The organism is Micromonospora sp. CCTCC AA 2012012 (genome assembly GCF_040499845.1).
Taxonomy (GTDB): domain Bacteria; phylum Actinomycetota; class Actinomycetes; order Mycobacteriales; family Micromonosporaceae; genus Micromonospora; species Micromonospora mangrovi.
The window spans coordinates 1651877-1669095 of the sequence record NZ_CP159342.1; the positions used below are offsets into that span (position 1 = coordinate 1651877).

Here is a 17219-nt window from a genome sequence, read left to right on the forward strand (position 1 = left end):
TTGGTGCGGTGGACGCCCGAACTGTCGTGATCGAGGCGCTCAAGGCGGACCCCGCAACGTCGTCCTTGCGCCGCTCGCTGGAGTTCTATTACGGCAACCCGGCGCGTGACGACGCGATGGACGCCTTCTTCTCGCGTTTCGTCGCGGCCGGCGACCTGGTGTTCGACGTCGGTGCACACGTGGGCGACCACGTCGGCTGCTTCCGCCGGCTCGACGCCCGGGTGGTCGCGGTCGAGCCGCAACCGGTCTGCGCGCGCGCCCTCCGCGCCATCTACGCCGGTGACGAGCGGGTCGTCCTGGTCGAGGCGGCCTGCGGCAGGTCGGTGGGGCGGCTTCCGTTGGCCGTCAACACGGCCAACCCCACGCTCTCCACCGCCTCCCCGCACTTCATCCACGCGGGCCATGATGCGGACGGCTGGCGGCACGAGGTCTGGGACACCGGGGTCGAGGTCGAAGCGGTCACCCTCGACTCGTTGGTCGACACGTACGGCGTCCCCGCCTTCGTCAAGATCGACGTGGAGGGCTTCGAGGACGTCGTCCTGGCCGGGCTGAGCCGAGCGCTGCCGGTGCTCTCCTTCGAGTTCACCACCATCGCCCGGCCCGTGGCGTACCGCTGCCTGGACCGGCTCGTGGCGCTCGGCTTCGACGCCTTCAACGTCGCGCCCGGGGACGGGGGTGCACTGACGTTTCCGGGCCCGGTGACGGCCCAGGAGATGGCGGACCACCTGCGAGCGCTGCCGCCCTCGGCGAACTCGGGTGACGTGTACTGCTGGTCGGGCCGCGCCGCACCCGTCCGGCCGGGATAGCGCAACGCCGCGTACGTTGGCGCCATGGCGACTTTCTGGACCTTGGGATGCGACGCCGACGATCCGCAGCGGATCGCTGCCTTCTGGGCGCTGGCCCTCGGCTATGTCAGGGAATCCGGCTTCGACGAGCCCGACAACGCGTCCATCGTCGACCCGGACGGTCGCGGACCGGCCATCAGTTTCCTGAAGGTGCCCGAGGCCAAGCGCCGCAAGAATCGCCTGCACATCGATGTTCGGGTGGCCGGGCCGGGCCCCTGGGACATGGCCGAACGCGCCCGGCTGATCCGGCAGCGAGTCCCCGAGTTGGTCGCTGCCGGCGCGACGGTGCTCCGCGAGGAGTGGTACGGCGATGTGCTCGGCCACGTCGTCATGCAGGACCCCGAAGGCAACGAGTTCTGTGTCGCGTGAGGCCGCGGCCACCTCGCCGGGCCAGGCGGTCGCCGGTCGAGGGCCGGCGTCAGCCGAGGCCGCTCGTGCCAGCCGGCACGTGGCGGCCCGCGCGCCGCTCGGGTCAGCCGGGCTCGGCGGCGGCCATCGTGGCGGCCAGACCGGCGACCGTGGGATCGGAGAAGAGCGTCCGGATCGGTAGGTCGATGCCGTAGTCGGCGCGGATCCGGGCCATCAACCGGGCCGCCGTCAGCGAGTGCCCGCCGAGGGCGAAGAAGTTGTCCCGGACGCCGACCGGCGCCGGCAGCAGCAGCAGTTCGGCCACGATCGCGGCCAGTCGGGCCTCGACAGGGGTACGCGCGGCGACCGGCTCCTGGCTCGACGACGCGCTCCAGTCGGGCTCGGGCAGGTTGCGGTAGTCGATCTTGCCGCTGCGGGTGAGTGGCAGCTCGGGCAGCACCACGTACGCGGCCGGGACCATGTACTCGGGAAGCGTCCGCCGCAGGTGGCCGCTCAGCCCGGCGGGCGGCTGGTCGGCCCCGTTCGCGGTGACGACGTAGCCGACGAGGCGTACGTCGTCACCGCCGCCCCGGACCGACACCACGGCCTCGGCGATGTCGGGGTGGCTGCGCAGGGTCGCCTCGACCTCGCCGCTCTCGATCCGGTACCCGCGGATCTTGATCTGCCGGTCGACCCGGCCGGCCAGCTCGATCCGGCCGCTCCGGCGCCATCGGCCGACGTCACCGGTCCGGTAGAGGCGGGCGCCCGGCCGGGGGTCGAACGGGTCCGGCCGGAAGCGGGCCGCGGTCATCCCGGGTGAACCGTGGTAGCCGTGGGCCACCCCGGCTCCGCCGATGCAGACCTCCCCGAAGACGCCGGGCGGGACCGGCCGCAGCCGGGCGTCGAGTACGTACAGCCGGGTCCCGGCGATGATCGACCCGATTTCGATCGGGGCGGGCGATCCGGCGACGGCGTCACCGCCGGAGTAGATCGTTGTCTCGGTCGGGCCGTACAGGTTCCACACGCGCGCCTGCGGGCCCGCGCCCATCAGGTCCGCGAGGTCCCGGGGCAGGGGCTCCCCGGCGGTCATCCGCAGCGACACGGTGTCCGGGATGCCGCCGGCGTCGATGAGCATCCGCCAGCCGGCCGGTGTGGCCTGCATGGCCGTCGCGCCGCTGTCGATCAGCAGTTCGCGCAGTCGGGCCGGGTCCTTGACCTGGTCGGTGTCCGCGACCACGACGCGTCCGCCGGCGAGTACCGGCGCGATCAACTCGACCAGGGCGATGTCGAACGCGAACGTCGACACGGCGACGAACCGGTCCCGCGGACCGAGGGCCAGCTTCGGCACGACCGCGTCGAGCAGCGCCGCGATGCCGCCCTGGGTCACGGTGACCGCCTTCGGCCGGCCGGTCGACCCGGAGGTGAAGATGGTCACGGCCGGGGCCGACGGCGGCCGGTCGAGTACGGGCTCGGGCCGCTCCGGGTCCGCGGGGAGCGCGGCCAGGTCCACGACAGGTATCGGCGCCGCCGTCGGCGGGAGGGTCGGCGCGCCCGCGACGCCGCTGTCGACCACGATCGCGGCCGCCCCGGCATCGGCCAGCATCATGGCGATGCGCTGTTCCGGATAGATCGGGTCCAGCGGTACGTAGGCCGCGCCGGTCGACCAGACGCCCAGGACCGTGGGCAGCAGCCGGGTGCCGCGGGGCAGCAGGATCGCCACCCGGTCGCCCGCGCCGACGCCGCGGTCGGCGAGCGCGGCGGCGATCCGCCGGGCCCGGTCGCGCACCTGCGCGCCGGTCAGCTCGCCGTCGCTGCCGGTGACCACGACCGAGTCCCCGGCACACGCCGCGTGCAGCCGGGCCACCGCGGTCGCGTCCGGGTCGAGGCGCGGGCCGCCGTCCGGCCAGCGGTCGGTGACCAGGGCCGACAGCTCGGGGGACATGATCTCCGCGGCGGCGACGACCCGGTCCGGGTCGTCGGCGAGGCAGCGCAGGATCGCCTGGAAGCCGTCGCTCACGAGTTGCCCGGTCGCGTCGTGGAAGAGGTCGCGGTTGTAGGTGACCCGCACCTGGGGGCCGTCCTCCGCCTCGGTGACGGTCAGTTCGATCTCGAACTTCGTGGTGTCGTTCTCCACCAGCTCGGGTCGCCAGTGGAGCCCGCCGCGGTCGGGGACGGCCCAGGACTCCTCCATCGCGAACATCACCTGGGTCAGCGTGAACCGGGCCGGGTCGCGGTCGGGGCGCAGCAGCTCCACCATCCGCTCGAACGGCAGCTCCTGGTGGGCCAGCGCCCGCGCGGTCGCACGGTGGACGGAGCGCACCAGGTCGCCGAGCGTGGCGTCCCGGTCGATCCGGACCCGGACCGGCACGGTGTTCATCAGCAGGCCGACCATCGTCTCCGTCTCCGGCCGGGTCCGGGCGGCCATCGGTACCGCGATGACCAGGTCGTCGGCGTCGGTCAGCCGGGACAACACGACCGCGTAGGCGGCCAGCAGGACGGCGAACACCGTGGTGCCCTGGCGGGCCGCGAGCTGCCGGAGCGTGTCGGCCAGGCCGTTGTCCAGTGTGGTGTGCAGGGACCGGCCGGCGAAGGTCTGGCGCGCCGGGTACGGTTCGTCGTTCGGCAGCGACAGCGACGACGGCGCGTCGGCCAGCTCGTCCTGCCAGAACCGGCCGGCCGGCGCGAACCCGCCGTCCTCGGCGTGCCCGAGCTGCCAGATGGCGTAGTCGGCGTACTGGATCGCCGGCTCCGCCACGGTCGGCGCGCCGGCGCGGACGATCGCCTCGTAGTCGGTGGACAGCTCGTCGAAGAGGACCCGGAACGACCAGCCGTCGGCCACGATGTGGTGGGCCACCACCGCGAGGACATGGGCGTCCGCCGACATCCGGACCAGGGTGGCCACGGCGAGCGGCCCGGTGGCCAGGTCGAAGGTGATGCCGGCCATGTCGCGGATCAGCGCCCGGGCCGCCGGTGTCCGCTCGCCGTCGGGCCGGTGCTCGACCGAGGCGATCCGCAGCGGCCGCGGATCCGGCTCGTCGTCGATGATCTGCACCGGCACGCCCGCCTCGTGGCGGAACGTGGTGCGCAGGGACTCGTGCCGGGCCAGGGCCGCGTCCCAGGCGCCCTGCAGCGCGGTGACGTCGAGCGGACCGTCCAGCCACACGGCCCAGGAGATGTTGTACGTGGGCAGGTCGGGGTCCATCTCGACCAGTAGCCACATCCGCCGCTGGGCGAACGACGTCGGGAGCTCGTATACAGCCACGCCTCAGCCTTCCTGACTCTGCTCAGCCGTCTTCTGATCGACTGCGACCAGGCGCAGTTCGCTGGTGTAGCGCTGGCCGTCGGCGTCGACGAGCCAGGCCTGATCCGGTTCCGGCAGCATCTCGACGACGGTCACCGTCGCCTCGGCCCCGGCGTGGCGGCGGCACCGCCGTACCGACCGGGAGATCAGGTCGATCGACGCGAGACTGGTCAGGTCGGCGTAGATCGGCTTGCGCTCGCCGGAGAACCGGAGGAACACGTGCCGGGGGAGTCCGTGGCCGGTCGCCCAGGCCCGGGCCTGCAGGTACCGGGTGCTCTCGTCGGCCGTACCGGCGAACGCGAGGGCGGTGGCGGCGAACGTCCACCGCTCCCGGCCGATCACGAGATCGTCCACCGTGACGCGGGGGGTGTGGGCGGCGGGCGGCACCGGGTCGAAGCTGTTGATGATCACGCTGATGATCAGGTCGCCGAGGACCGGGAGCAGCTCGCGCTCGAAGGTGCCGTCGCGGCGCCGGACCCGCAGCCCGGTCGCCGAGTCGACCACGTCGCAGTCGCCCACGGCCAGGGTCGTGGCCGGGTCGTAGCCGTTGGCGTCGTGCGACCAGAGCAGCCACCGGTCGCCCGGGGACACCAGCGCACCGGCCTGCCGGGTGGCGCTGCCGCTGATCTCGGCCGTCTCGGCCTGCCAGACGACCGGTCCGGCGAGGTCGTGTCGCATGGCCGCGTGGTAGCCGTCCGGGTCGTCGTGCAGCTCCAGCCACGTGCCGTAGCGGGCGGTGACCTTGCTGGGGTGGACCTCGCCGAGCACCCAGGTGAGCCGGCCACCGGCGGCGGCGTCCGCTCCGGCGATCATCAGATCCGGACTGTGGAACACGGCCGTCGGCCACGGCCGTGGCGGGGACGGGAACCGGTCGGCCGCCCGCCGCCGCAGGTCGGCCGAGCGCAGCCGGACCCGCCGGGAGCCCTCGGGCAGGTCGAGGATCGCCGACCAGCGCTCCTGCAGCGCCGTCACCGCAGGCCGGATGAGGGCCGGCGCCCGGTGGAACAGGGCGTCGTTGACGAGCAGCCAGAAGTCGGCGAAGGGCACGACGTCGGTGCCGAGCGCGGCGGCCCGCTTCCGGTGGGCCGCCTCGAAATGGCGGGTGTACAGCTCGGCACAGGCACCGAGGAACCATCGGGCGCTGTCGAGCACCAGCGCCAGCGGCTCCCGGATCCCATCCAGGGTGTCGGCGCCGAGCCGTACGGTGTCGGCGCGCCGGCACTCCTCGTAGGCGACCGTGCGGCCGGCGTACAGTTCGCCGGCCCGGCGGGTGGGCGGGACGCCGGCCAGGCGGGTGAACGTCTCCTCCAGGCCGGCCATGGCCGCGGCCAGCCGCTCCGGGTCGCCGGCCGCGTCGGCCAGCGCGTCCCGGGCGGTGGTCAGCTCGTCGAGTGCCCGGGTGGCCGCCTCCCGTACGGCGTCGTCGGTGACCCGGGCCAGCAGCGCCCGCATGGTTCGCTCCGGATGGATGTCGGGCGGGGAGATCTCGACCTGCCAGGCCAGTCGGCGCTGGTCGGCCAGTCGGGCCAGCACGGCGAAGACGTCGTCGACGTCGCGCAGCCCGGCCGACTCGTCGGCGAGCGCCAGGTCGGCGACCGCACCGGCGTCACGCGCGCCGTCGACGGCCCGCAGGACCGCCGCCTCGGCCGGGGTCAGCGGCACCGGCGGCGCCAGCGGCACGCGGAGCTGGGTGCCGTCGAGGCCGACGAACGGCATCCGTCGCGGTACGAGCCAGGGGCGAAGGGCCGTGGTGTGGTCGGCCAGGATCGCCGCCACCGCCCAGCCCTCCAGGTAGGTGATGCGCTCGGCCAGGAACCGCCCCGCCGGATCGTGGGTGATCCGCAAGCCGGTGCCGTCGTCGATCCGCGACCAGCTCACCGGGCCGAAGAAGCCGATGGTGTCGTTCTTCGCGCAGTACCGCTGCAGGTAGCTCGCGACGAGCGCCTCGTGCTGGCGGGCCTTGGTGTCCCGCCTGGCTGGCTCCGGTCCCCGCCGGACGACGGGGTCGAGGCCGGTCGTCAGCGCGTGCCGGTTCTGCCAGGCGACCGCTTCCCGCAGCGCCGGTCGGCTGGCCGCCTCGTGCAGGGCCGCGGACTGGCGTCGCACCGCCGCGGCGAACGCGGCGGAGTAGGCGGCCATGGCCGGCTCGCCCGCGGCGACGACGGCGTCGGCCGCCTCGGCCAGGTCGGCGGCGCCGAGGTCGGCCAGCAGGTGGACCGGGAAGCCGGCCGCCCGCAGGCAGACCGTCCGCCACAGCGCCCAGTCGCCGCCCAGGTGGACCAGGTGCGGCGCGAGTTTCCGGCCCGGCGGCGGCTGCGGGGCGCGGGTCCGGTAGGCGCGGCGGTCCTGGCGACCGATGGTGGCCGGTCGCGCCGGAGCGGTACCGGCCCGGTCGCGGGCGGCGTCGATCGCGGCGGCGCACTCGACGAGCGTGGGCTTCTCGTAGAAGGTGGCCATCCGCAGCTCGACGTCGAACATCTCGCGGATCCGGAACATCAGGCGGGACGCCAGGAGCGAGTTGCCGCCGAGGGCGAAGAAGCTGTCCTCGCGGCCGATGTCGCCGTGCAGGTCGGGGTCGGGCAGCAGCCGCCGCCAGGTGTCGGCCAACCGTTCCTCGGTGTCGCCCCGGGGCGGGGTGACCGGCCCGCGGGTCTGGACCTCCGGCGCGGGCAGCGCGGCCCGGTCGATCTTGCCGTTGGCGTTGAGCGGGAACCGGTCGAGGGCCTTGAACCCGGTGGGCACCAGGTATTCCGGCAGGCGTCCGCTCAGGAAGTCGCGCAGCGACGCCGGCCCCAGGGTGCCCGGGTCGACACCGTCGGCCGGGGTCACGTACGCGATCAGGTGCTTCTGCGCGCCCTGACCGGCCACCAGGACGACCGCGTCGCCGACGTCCGGATGCGCGCGCAGGACCGACGCGACCTCGCCGGGCTCGACCCGGAAGCCACGGATCTTGATCTGGTCGTCGACGCGGCCGACGAACTCGAGCGTCCCGTCGGCGCGCCAACGGGCCAGGTCCCCGGTCCGGTACAGGCGCGTGCCGTACCCGTGGGGATCGGGCACGAAGGCCCGCGCGGTGGCCGAGGCGTTGCCGACGTAACCGCGGGCGAGGCCGTCCCCACCGGTGAACAGTTCGCCGGTCACGCCGATCGGCACCGGCTGGCCGCTGTCGTCGAACAGGTGCACGGTGGTGCCCTGGATCGGGCGGCCGATCGGCACCGTCGACGCCACCACCTGGTCCGGGCCGGTCATGACGTGGCACGTGGTGAACGTGGTGTTCTCGGTCGGGCCGTACCCGTTGACCAGCGGTCGGCGGTCGCGGGCCGACAGCACGGCGCGCACCGTGGCGGGGCTGAGCGCGTCGCCGCCGGCCAGCAGGACGGGCACTCCGGCGACGACCTCGACATCCGACTCGGCCAGTTGGTGGAACAGACCGGCGGTGAGCCACGCGACCGTCACGTCGGCGGTGCGCAGCAGGGCGGCGATCTCCGGCAGTCCGAGCGGGCCGGGCGGTGCGATCACCGTCGTCGCGCCGGTCAGCAGCGCGCCCCACAGTTCCCAGGTGGACGCGTCGAACGCGACCGGGGCGAGGTGGAGGAGCCGCTGGCCCGGCCCGAGCGGGGCGAACGACGGGTCGTGGACGAGCCGTGCCACACCGCGGTGTGGCACGGCGACACCCTTCGGTACGCCGGTCGAGCCCGAGGTGAAGCTGATGTAGGCGAGGCTGTCCGGGTGGGACAGGTCCGGTACCGCCGTCCACTCGTCGGCGGCGTCGGTGGGCTCGGCGTCGACGTACACCGTGTCCACCTCGGGTGTCGCGGCCCGGTCGGTGGCCCGCGTGGTCAGCAGGAGGCGGGCGCCCGCGGCGGCGATCATGGCTGCCACCCTGGGCGCCGGGCTGCTCGCGTCGATCGGCAGGTACGCGCCGCCGGCCTTCGACACGGCCAGCAGGGCCACCACCAGGTCGGGGCTGCGCTCGACGGCCACCGCGACCGGCACGTCGGCGACCACCCCGCGGCGGCGGAGCCGCACGGCCAGGGCGTTGCTGCGCCGGTCCAGCTCCGCGTACGTCATGGACTCGCTGCCGAAGACCAGCGCCGTCGCGTCCGGCCGGATCGCGACCTGGGCCGCGAACAGGGCGGGGATCGTCCGGCCCGGCTCGGCGTCGGGCACCGCGGGTCCGCGGCTCCAGCGTTCGAGTCGCCGCGACTCGTCGTCCGCCATGAGCCGTAGCCCGTCGAGTGCGGTGTCCGGTCGGGCCAGGGCGTCGGCGAGCAGGTTCAGGTAGTGCCCGGCCATCCGGGACATGGTCGACGCGTCGAACAGGTCGGTCGAGTACTCCCAGATCAGGTGCAGGTCGTCGTCCTCGGGCCGGGGCTCCCGGCCCACCCGCTGCGCCCCGCGCGGTACCACGATGACGTTGAGGTCGGCCTTGGCCGAGCCGTTCGCCCGCTCGGTGACCGCACCGGTCAGCCCGCCGAAGTCGAGGTCGGGCACGGCCGAGTCGTGGAAGCTGAACATGACCTGGAACAGCGGGAGCCGCGAGGAGTCGCGTTCCGGCCCGATCGCGTCGATCACCGTGTCCAGCGGGGTGTCCGACCAGGCCAGCGCGTCGAGCACGGTCTCCTGGACCTGGTCGAGCAGGTCGGTGAACGACATCCGGCCGTGCGGCCGGGTGCGCAGGACGACCGTGTTGACGATCATGCCGAGCAGCGGCTGGAGCTCGGGCAGGCTCCGGTTGGCCATGCCGGTGCCGACCAGCAGGTCCTGCTGCCCGGTGTACCGGTGCAGCAGGGCGGCGAAGGCGGCGTACATGGTCGAGAAGAGCGACACCCGGTGCCGCCGGCTGAAGGCGCGCAGCGCGCGGGCCAGCTCGGCCGGGACCCTGATCCGCGGCGCCGCGCCCCGCAGGCTCATGACCGGCGGTCGCGGCCGGTCGGCCGGTAGCTCCAGCCGGTCGGACGCGCCCGCGAGCCGGGTGGTCCAGTGGTCGACGTGGGCCTTCAGCACGTCCCCGTCCATCCACTGTCGCTGCCAGATGGCGTAGTCCGCGTACTGGACGGCCAGCTCCGGGAGGGGCGACGGCTGACCGGCGGCGAACGCCGGATAGAGCGCCGACAGTTCGGACAGGAACACCGCGAGCGACCAGCCGTCGTGGATGAAGTGGTGTTCGACGTGGACGAACGTGTTCTCGCCGTTTCCGTGGCGCAACAGCAGCCACCGGGCCAGCGGCGCGCTCGTCAGGTCGAACGGCTGGGCCAGCTCGGCGGAGACCACGTCGTCGGCCTGCTCGCGCGGCACGTCCAGGACGCGCAGCGGCGCGTCGACGTCGGTGACCGGCCGCTGCACGGCGACGCCGTCGACGCTGACGAAGGTGGTCCGCAGCATCTCGTGCCGGCGCACGATCTCGTCGAGGGCGGCGCGGAGGGCATCGGTGTCCACGTCGCCGTGCAGGGTCACCGTGGCCTGGAAGTTGTAGGCGATGTTCTCCGGGGCCAGCTGCGCGAAGAACCACACCCGTTCCTGCTGGAACGACAGGGGGATCAGCCCACCGTGGTCGGCCCGGGCGATCGACGGCGGCGTCGGCGGGACCGGGAAGTTCGGGTCCGGGTCTGGGTCCACCTCCGGTCGGCCGGTCCGCTCGTCGACCAGGTCGGCGATCGCGGCGATCGTCCGGGCGCAGGCCAGCTCCGCCAGGCTGAGCTGCGCGTCGAGTTCGACGGCGAGCCGGGTCGAGAGCCGGCCGGCCAGCAGCGAGGTGCCGCCGAGGGCGAAGAAGTCGTCGTCGGCGCCGGCCGCCACGCCACCGAGCAGGTCGGACACGATCCCGGCGACCGCGCCCTGGGTCGGGGTGCGAAGCGGTGCGACCACCGCGGCCAGCCCGGCGGCCACCCGGTCGGGTGCGGGCAGTGCGGCCCGGTCCACCTTGTCGTTGGCCGTCATCGGCAGCGCGGGCAGCACGACGACGGCCGCGGGCACCATGTAGTCGGGCAGCCGGGCCGCCACGAAGGCGATCAGCTCGGCGGGCGTGGCGTCCGCGGCGACGTAGGCGTGCAGCACCGGGTCGGCGGAGCCGCTGCGTTGGGCGGCCACGTACGACTCCCGGACGGCCGGGTGCTGCCGCAGGACGGCCGCGATCTCGCCGGGCTCGATCCGGAATCCGCGGATCTTGACCTGGTCGTCGAGCCGGCCGAGGTACTCGAATGTCCCGTCGGGCCGGCGGCGGACCAGGTCACCGGTGCGGTACATCCGCTCGCCGGGGACCGTGACGTCGGGCACGAACGACCGCGCGGTGGCGGCCGGATCGTTCAGGTAGCCCCGGGCCACGCCCGCGCCGGCCAGGCACATCTCGCCGGGCTCGCCGTCGGCCACCACGTCGACGCCGTCGAGCACGTAACAGCGCACGCCGTCGAGGGGTACGCCGATCGGCGGCGGCACCGGCCCGTCCGACGGCACCGTGGCGGTCGTCGCGGCCACCGTGCACTCGGCCGGGCCGTAGACGTTGACCAGGGTGAACGGCAGGCCGGGCGCGACGCCGCGCTGCAACGCGGAGCCGCCGGTGTGCATCCACCGGAGCGCGGTGTGCGCCGGCCACGGCACGTCGAGCACCGCCTCGGCCAGCGGCGTGGGCAGGAAGGTCGCGGTGATCCGCTCCTCGGCCAGCCAGGTGACCAGGTCCGGCGGCGAGGCGCGTACGGCCGCGGGTGGCACCACCAGCGTGGCACCGGCCGCCAGCGTGGGCCAGGTGTCCCACACCGAGACGTCGAATCCGGGGGCGCACAGCAGCGTGGTGCGGTCCTGCGGGCCCAGGCCGAAAGCGCCCTCGTGCCAGCGCAGGAGGTTCGCGAGGGCGCCGTGGCGGACCGCGGCCGCCTTGGGGCGGCCTGTCGAGCCCGACGTGAAGATGACGTAGGCCAGCGCGTCGTCGTCCGGTCGTGGAACCGGCTCGTAGCGGCCGGCGGGCGCCTGCGCCAGGTCGACGACCTCGGCATCGCCGAGTTCCGCGCCGGCCGACAGCAGTGGCCGGGTGGTGAGCACGGCGGCGGCTCCGGACAGCTCCAGCAGCTCGGTGGTCCGCGAGGTCGGATGGGCCGGGTCGAGCGGTACGTAGGCCGCGCCGGCCAGCAGGACGGCCAGCTCGGCGACGACGATCTCGGCGGACCGGTCGGCGTAGACGGCGACCACGTCACCCGGTCGGACTCCCCGCCGGGTGAGCCGGGCCGCCAGGCCGGAGGCGTGTCCGGCCAACTCCAGGTAGGTGAGCCGCCGGTCGCCGTCCTGTACGGCGACCGCGTCCGGCGCCTGGGTGACGCGGGAATGGAGTTGATCGAGGATCATCACGCACGCTTCCTCTGGTGGTGGCGGCTTGATTCACGGCGTCGTGGGTCAGGCGCCCGACGCCATCGCGCGGCGCAGGCTGAGCGGACGCATGTCGGTCCAGATCTGTTCGATGTGCGCAAGGCAGTCGGCCTCGGGGCCGCGGAAGCCCTCACCACGCCACCCGGGAGGCAGGTCGCGGTCGGCGTCCCAGATCGAGTACTGCTCCTCGTCGTTGACGACCACGAGGTAGGTGCGGTCCATCGTCAGTTCCCCTCTCGCGTGGACCGGCCGGCCGCCGACGGGGCGCCGGCGATGGTCACCGTTGTCCCGGACCCGGCCAGGGCCCGGCTGATCGGATCGGGCACCCGTCCGTCGGCGATCCGCACCGAGGGCACCCCGCCGGCCAGGGCCTCACGGGCGGCGACGAGCTTCAGCGCCATGCCGCCGCCGGCGACGGATCCGGGCGCGCCGGTCGGGGGCACCTGGTAGCTGCTCTGGACGCTGGTGTCGTCCCCGGGATCGGCGAGCACGCCCGGTGCGCCGGTCAGCAGCACCAGCCGGTCGGCGCCGAGCGCCACCGTGAGCGCCGCCGCCACCCGGTCGGCGTTGACGTTCACCGGGTGGTCGTTTTCGTCGATCGCGGGCGGCGAGACCACGGGCACGACACCGGACCGCAGCAGACCTTCCAGCAGTTCCGTGCGGACGGCCCCGAGCTGGCCGCTGTGGTTGTCGCGCACCAGCACGGTCCGACCGTCCACCACCGCCCGGACGGCCGGTTTGCGGCGGGCCCGCAGCATGCCGCCGTCGAGGCCGGTGAGGCCGACGGCGGGCACCCCGAGACCGGACAGCGCGGCGACGATCGCCGGCTTGACCGCCCCGGCCAGCGCGAGCACGACGACCTCCAGCATCGCCGGATCGGTGTACCGGGCCGACACCCCGTCCGGGGCGACCAGGGTGCGCTGCGGCACGCCCAGCCGGCCGGCCAGCCGGGCGATCTCGCCGGAGCCGCCGTGCACCAGGACGACGGACTCGCCCCGGTGGACGAGCCGGGCGACGTCGGCGCAGATGCCCGCGGAGTCCACGGCCGGGTTCCCGCCGCACTTGACGACTGTCAACGGTCTGGTCACGGCTCTCCTAGGCGGGGTGCAGGCCGGGGAAGGACAGGCCGAGGGTCTCCGGCCAGCCCATCCGGATGTTCAGACACTGGACCGCGTTGCCGGCGCCGCCCTTCACGAGGTTGTCCAGCGCCGCGATGGTGGTCAGCCGGCCGGTGTCCTCGTCGAACGCGAACCCGACGTCGCAGAAGTTCGAACCCGAGAGGATCTTGGGTTCCGGGTACCGGTACAGGCCGCGCTGCTGCGCGACGAGCCGGACGAACGGCTCGTCCCGGTACCGCTCCCGGTAGGCCCGGCGTACCTCCTTGCCGTCGACGCCGGGTTTCGGGGTGACGTGACAGATCGTCTGCACGCCCCGTACCGCCTCGACCCCGGTCGCGGTCATGGTGACCCGCACGCCGACGTGCCGGGCGATCTCCGCCTCGTGCCGGTGCGCGGTCGGCGCGAAGACCCGCATCGCCCCGCTGCGGAACGCGTGCAGGTTGCCCTCGCCGGCGGTGGCCCCGGACCCGCTGGACCCGGTGCGGGCGTCCAGGCGTACGTCCGGTCCGATCAGGTCCCGGATCGGGTGGAGCGAGAGCACGCCGGCCACCGCCATGCAGCCGGGCACGCTGATCAGGTCGGCGCCGCGCAGGCGCTCCCGGTGCAGCTCCGGTATCCCCGGGACGAACTCGCCGAGCAGGTGCGGCGCGGCGTGCCGGGTCCCGTAGTAGCGCTGGAAGACCTCGGTGTCGTCCAGCCGGAAGTCGCCGGTGAGGTCGATGACCTGCTTGGTGTGTCCGATCCAGCGGTCGATCTGGGTCATCGCGGCGCCGTGCGGCGTGGCCAGGAAGACGGCGTCGTACTCGTCCACGTCGTCCACCGAGCAGAACAGCAGGTCGGTGGCGGAGCGCAGGTTGGGGTGGACGCCGTCGACCCGTTTGCCGGCGAACCGGGAGGAAACCGCGGCGGTCACCTCGACCTCGGGGTGGCCGATGAGCAGTCGCAGCAGTTCTCCGCCGATGAACCCGGCCGCGCCGACCACAGCGACGCGGATCACTCGCCCCAGTCCTCTTCGATCTCGGGGGCGAGCGCGAGTACCGCCGGACTGAGGGCGACGATCTCCAGTTCGTTCCGGCAGCCGGCGCACTCGACGATCTCGTTGAGCCGTACCGATTCGCTGATCGGCACCTCGTCCGCGCATTCGGGGCAGGCCGACATGGTGGTCATGGGTTGACGTCCTTTCATTGGTGGGTCCCGATGCGAGCCGTCGCGTCGAGTGCGGTGCGGACCATGGTCACGATCCGTTCCGCGGTGATGTCGTAGCGGGTGAGGAGGTGTTCCTGGTTGCCGACCGCGTCGACGAACTGGTCCGGCATCCCCAGCCGCAGGACCGTCGTCGGTGCGGCCTCGGCCAGGGCCTCGGTGACCGCGCCGCCGAGGCCGCCGCTGCGCCAGTGCTCCTCGACCGTCACCACGAGCGCGGCCGGTCGCGCCGCCTCGATCAGCGTCCCGGTGTCGAGCGGTCGCACCGTGTGCAGGTTCAGCACGGTCGTCTCGATGCCGTGTCCGGCGAGGGTGTCGGCCGCGGCGAGGCAGGCCAGTGTCGGGTAGGGGCCGCAGCACGCGAGGACGACGTCGCCGCCCGGTCGCAGCGTCTGCGCGCGACCGATGACCGGGGGAGGGGCCGGAGGTAGCGGCGGCGACGGTTTGCGGTCGAGCCGGACGTAGAGCGGTCCGGCCAGGCTCAGGCTCTGCGCGACGAACGCCTCGGCGGCCGCCGCGTCGGCCGGCACCACCACGGTCATCCCGGGCAGCACCCGCATCACGGCGAGATCCTCCAGGGCCTGGTGGGTCGGTCCGAGGTGGCCGGCGGCGAGACCGCCGTGGGTGGCCATGATGCGGACCGGCAGCCGGTTGTACGCGATGTCGATCTTGATGCCTTCCAGGGCGCGTGAGGCGGCGAACGCGGCCATCGTGTTCACGAACGGCATGCGCCCGCACGCGGCCATTCCGGCGGCGATCCCCATCAGGTTGTGCTCGGCGATGCCGAGGTTGAGGTACTGGTCCCCGGCCGCCGAGACGTGCTCCGGGCGGAACAGGCCGGTGTCGGTGTCCAGGCAGATCACCTCCGGATGCCGCTCCAGCAGGGAGAGCAGGCAGTCCCGGTACGCCTCCCGCATCGCGCGGCTCATCGGGCGGCGTCCGTGACGGCCAGCGCGGCGAGCGACCGGGCGTGGTTGCGCGGCGACAGGGTCAGGTAGTGGCTGTCGGCCCGCCCGGCGAGGAAGGGCAGCCCCTGTCCCTTGACCGTGCGGGCGATCAGCACGCTCGGCCGACCCGGCTCCCACGGTGCGGCGGCGAGGTGGTCGGCCAGCCCGCTCGCGTCGTGGCCGTCCACGTCGCGGACCGCCCAGCCGAAGCTGCGCCAGCGTTCGGCCAGTGGTTCCATCGGCGCGATCCGTTCGGCCGGACCGGTCAGCTGCAGCCCGTTGCGGTCCACGACGGCGACCAGGCGGTCCAGCCCCAGCGACGCGGCCGCGATGGCCGCCTCCCACACCGAGCCCTCCTGCAGTTCGCCGTCGCCGAGCAGCACGAAGCTGCGCGAGTCGCGGCCGGCGTGCCGGTTGGCCAGCGCGAACCCGCAGGCCAACGCGAGACCGTGACCGAGCGACCCGGTCGGCAGCTCGACACCGGGCACCGCGCGCACCGGGTGGCCCATCAACCGGCTACCCGGTCGGCCGTATCCGGCGAGCTCCTCGACCGGGAAGAAACCCCGTTCGGCGAGCGTCGCGTACAGGGCCAGGGCGGCGTGGCCCTTGCTGAGCAGGAAGCGGTCGCGGTCCGGGTGGTCCGGCCGCCGCGGGTCCACGTTGAGCACCGAGAAGTACAGCGCACTGAGCACCTCGACGCAGGAGAAGGCGCCGCCGAGGTGGCCGCCTTCCGGCCCCGCGCACATGTCGACGACGTGCGTGCGGATGCGGGTGGCGACCGCTTCCAGCGTGTCCTGGGCCGTGGTCATGACGCCGCCGCCGCGAGCGTGGCCACCGCGTCCCGGTTCGTCCAGACCTTCTCGAACGCGTCCGCGTAGAGGCCGAGCAGCTCGCCCGATCTCGGATTGAGGTGACGCTTCTGGAGAGTGAGGGAGTCAGCGATGATCGCGCGGGCCACCGGGTAGTCCGCGCCCGCAGCCGGGTTGCCGGTCAAGGTCCACGGATAACCGGCGCCGAACCCCACGCGGTCGACGAAGACCTTCTGGTCGGGCAGCGGCATGAGCTGGTACTGCGACATCGGCACGCCCTCGGCGCGCAGCAGCCGCCGCAGCGCCGAGCGCAGCGCCGCCGGCCGTACGTCGTCGGAGAGGCCGAATCCGGCCCGCTCGAACCGGAACCGCAGAATGTGCCAGACGTGCGTGGTGTCCGGGAGGGTGGTCGGTACGCGCAGCCCGGGCAGCGCCGCGAGCCGCGCGAGGAATTCGGCGATGTTGTGTTGCCGCTGACGTTCGTACTCGTCGAACCGGGCGAGCTGCGCGGTGGTGAAGGCGGCCTGGATCGCGTTCATCTTGTGGTTCCAGCCCAGGCCGTGGGAGACGTAGTCACGGTCGCGGCCGCTCTCGATCACCTCGCCGAACTGCCGGGCCCGCCGGACCGCCTCGGCCAGCTCGGCGCGGCCGGTCACGAGCAGACCACCTTCGCCGCACGTCGGGATGTTCTTCGTGACCTGCAGGCTGAACGCTCCCGCGTCGCCGATCCCGCCGACCGGTCGACCCCGGTAGGTCGCTCCGGGGGCCTGGGCCGCGTCCTCGATCACCGCGAGGCCGTGGCGGCGTGCGATGTCGAGGAGCCGGTCCATGTCGGCCGGCGCGCCGTGCAGGTGCACCGGGATGATCGCCGCGGTTCTCGGCGTGATCCGGCGCTCGACGTCGTCCGGGTCGAGGTTGAACGTGACCGGGTCGACGTCGGCGAACACGGGAGTGGCCATCTGGTGTACCGGCGCGAGCCCGGTGGCGATGAAGCTGAGCGCGGGCACGATCACCTCGTCGCCCGGCCCGATCCCGAGCCCGGCCAGCGCCAGGGATAGCGCGGCCGTACCCGTGGACACCGCGACGCAGTGGTCGAAGCCGAACCGTTGCGCCCAGTTCGCCTCGAGGGTGGCGACCGGGTTCACGCCCTCGGTGTTGGACACCAGCCGGCCGCCGTCGAGCGTGTCGAGGACGGCCTTGCGGTCTTCGTCCTCGATCAGCGGCCAGTCCACGCCGCGCCGGTCCTTCGGTACGGCGGCGGTGCCGCCGAACGCTGCCAGCTTGCTCATCGC

The 17219-nt window shown here is 73.6% G+C and carries 11 protein-coding genes; 2 read left to right on the plus strand and 9 right to left on the minus strand.

Annotation, left to right across the window (positions count from 1 at the left end):
- Positions 1-8: 8 nt before the first annotated feature.
- On the plus strand, positions 9-806 hold the full coding sequence (locus tag ABUL08_RS07470; RefSeq protein ID WP_350935813.1) for an FkbM family methyltransferase: 798 nt from the start codon (positions 9-11) through the stop codon (positions 804-806).
- Positions 807-830: 24 nt separating this feature from the next.
- Positions 831-1214, plus strand: coding sequence for a VOC family protein (locus tag ABUL08_RS07475; RefSeq protein WP_350935814.1), 384 nt, complete (start codon positions 831-833; stop codon positions 1212-1214).
- A gap of 103 nt (positions 1215-1317) precedes the next feature.
- Here ABUL08_RS07475 and ABUL08_RS07480 read toward each other — a convergent pair whose 3' ends face one another.
- Genes ABUL08_RS07480 through ABUL08_RS07520 form a run of 9 tightly spaced genes read right to left on the minus strand, consistent with a single transcriptional unit; the run spans position 1318 to position 17216 of the window.
- Complete coding sequence (locus tag ABUL08_RS07480) at positions 1318-4455, minus strand: amino acid adenylation domain-containing protein (RefSeq protein ID WP_350935816.1); 3138 nt, start codon at positions 4453-4455, stop codon at positions 1318-1320.
- Between the two features lie 3 nt (positions 4456-4458).
- On the minus strand, positions 4459-11829 hold the full coding sequence (locus ABUL08_RS07485) for an amino acid adenylation domain-containing protein (protein ID WP_350938540.1): 7371 nt from the start codon (positions 11827-11829) through the stop codon (positions 4459-4461).
- A gap of 48 nt (positions 11830-11877) precedes the next feature.
- Entirely contained in the window at positions 11878-12072 is a 195-nt protein-coding gene (locus ABUL08_RS07490; RefSeq protein ID WP_350935819.1) for an MbtH family protein, read from the minus strand.
- A 2-nt stretch (positions 12073-12074) separates the two neighbouring features.
- Positions 12075-12938, minus strand: coding sequence for a [LysW]-aminoadipate kinase (locus tag ABUL08_RS07495; protein WP_350935821.1), 864 nt, complete (start codon positions 12936-12938; stop codon positions 12075-12077).
- 7 nt (positions 12939-12945) lie between these two features.
- A complete protein-coding gene (gene argC / locus ABUL08_RS07500) occupies positions 12946-13965 on the minus strand; it encodes an N-acetyl-gamma-glutamyl-phosphate reductase (RefSeq protein WP_350935823.1) in 1020 nt (339 codons plus the stop codon).
- Positions 13962-14135 (minus strand): lysine biosynthesis protein LysW, encoded by a 174-nt coding sequence (locus ABUL08_RS07505; RefSeq protein WP_350935826.1) that lies wholly within the window; start codon positions 14133-14135, stop codon positions 13962-13964. The genes argC and ABUL08_RS07505 overlap by 4 nt, the downstream gene beginning before the upstream one ends.
- A gap of 14 nt (positions 14136-14149) precedes the next feature.
- Entirely contained in the window at positions 14150-15100 is a 951-nt protein-coding gene (locus ABUL08_RS07510; RefSeq protein ID WP_350935828.1) for a transketolase family protein, read from the minus strand.
- Positions 15097-15927 carry a transketolase gene (locus ABUL08_RS07515; RefSeq protein ID WP_350935830.1) on the minus strand — a complete coding sequence of 277 codons (831 nt, stop codon included), beginning with the start codon at positions 15925-15927 and terminating at the stop codon, positions 15097-15099. The genes ABUL08_RS07510 and ABUL08_RS07515 overlap by 4 nt, the downstream gene beginning before the upstream one ends.
- Positions 15924-17216 (minus strand): DegT/DnrJ/EryC1/StrS family aminotransferase, encoded by a 1293-nt coding sequence (locus tag ABUL08_RS07520; protein ID WP_350935833.1) that lies wholly within the window; start codon positions 17214-17216, stop codon positions 15924-15926. Before ABUL08_RS07520 ends, ABUL08_RS07515 begins: the two co-directional genes overlap by 4 nt.
- Between the last annotated feature and the right edge of the window lie 3 nt (positions 17217-17219).

Coding starts and splice junctions, on each gene's coding strand:
- ABUL08_RS07505 (WP_350935826.1), bottom strand. CDS start 14,135: ATGACCACCATGTCGGCCTGCCCCGAATGCGCGGACGAGGTGCCGATC.
- ABUL08_RS07490 (WP_350935819.1), bottom strand. CDS start 12,072: ATGGACCGCACCTACCTCGTGGTCGTCAACGACGAGGAGCAGTACTCG.
- ABUL08_RS07510 (WP_350935828.1), bottom strand. CDS start 15,100: ATGAGCCGCGCGATGCGGGAGGCGTACCGGGACTGCCTGCTCTCCCTG.
- ABUL08_RS07520 (WP_350935833.1), bottom strand. CDS start 17,216: ATGAGCAAGCTGGCAGCGTTCGGCGGCACCGCCGCCGTACCGAAGGAC.
- ABUL08_RS07485 (WP_350938540.1), bottom strand. CDS start 11,829: ATGATCCTCGATCAACTCCATTCCCGCGTCACCCAGGCGCCGGACGCG.
- ABUL08_RS07515 (WP_350935830.1), bottom strand. CDS start 15,927: ATGACCACGGCCCAGGACACGCTGGAAGCGGTCGCCACCCGCATCCGC.
- ABUL08_RS07475 (WP_350935814.1), top strand. CDS start 831: ATGGCGACTTTCTGGACCTTGGGATGCGACGCCGACGATCCGCAGCGG.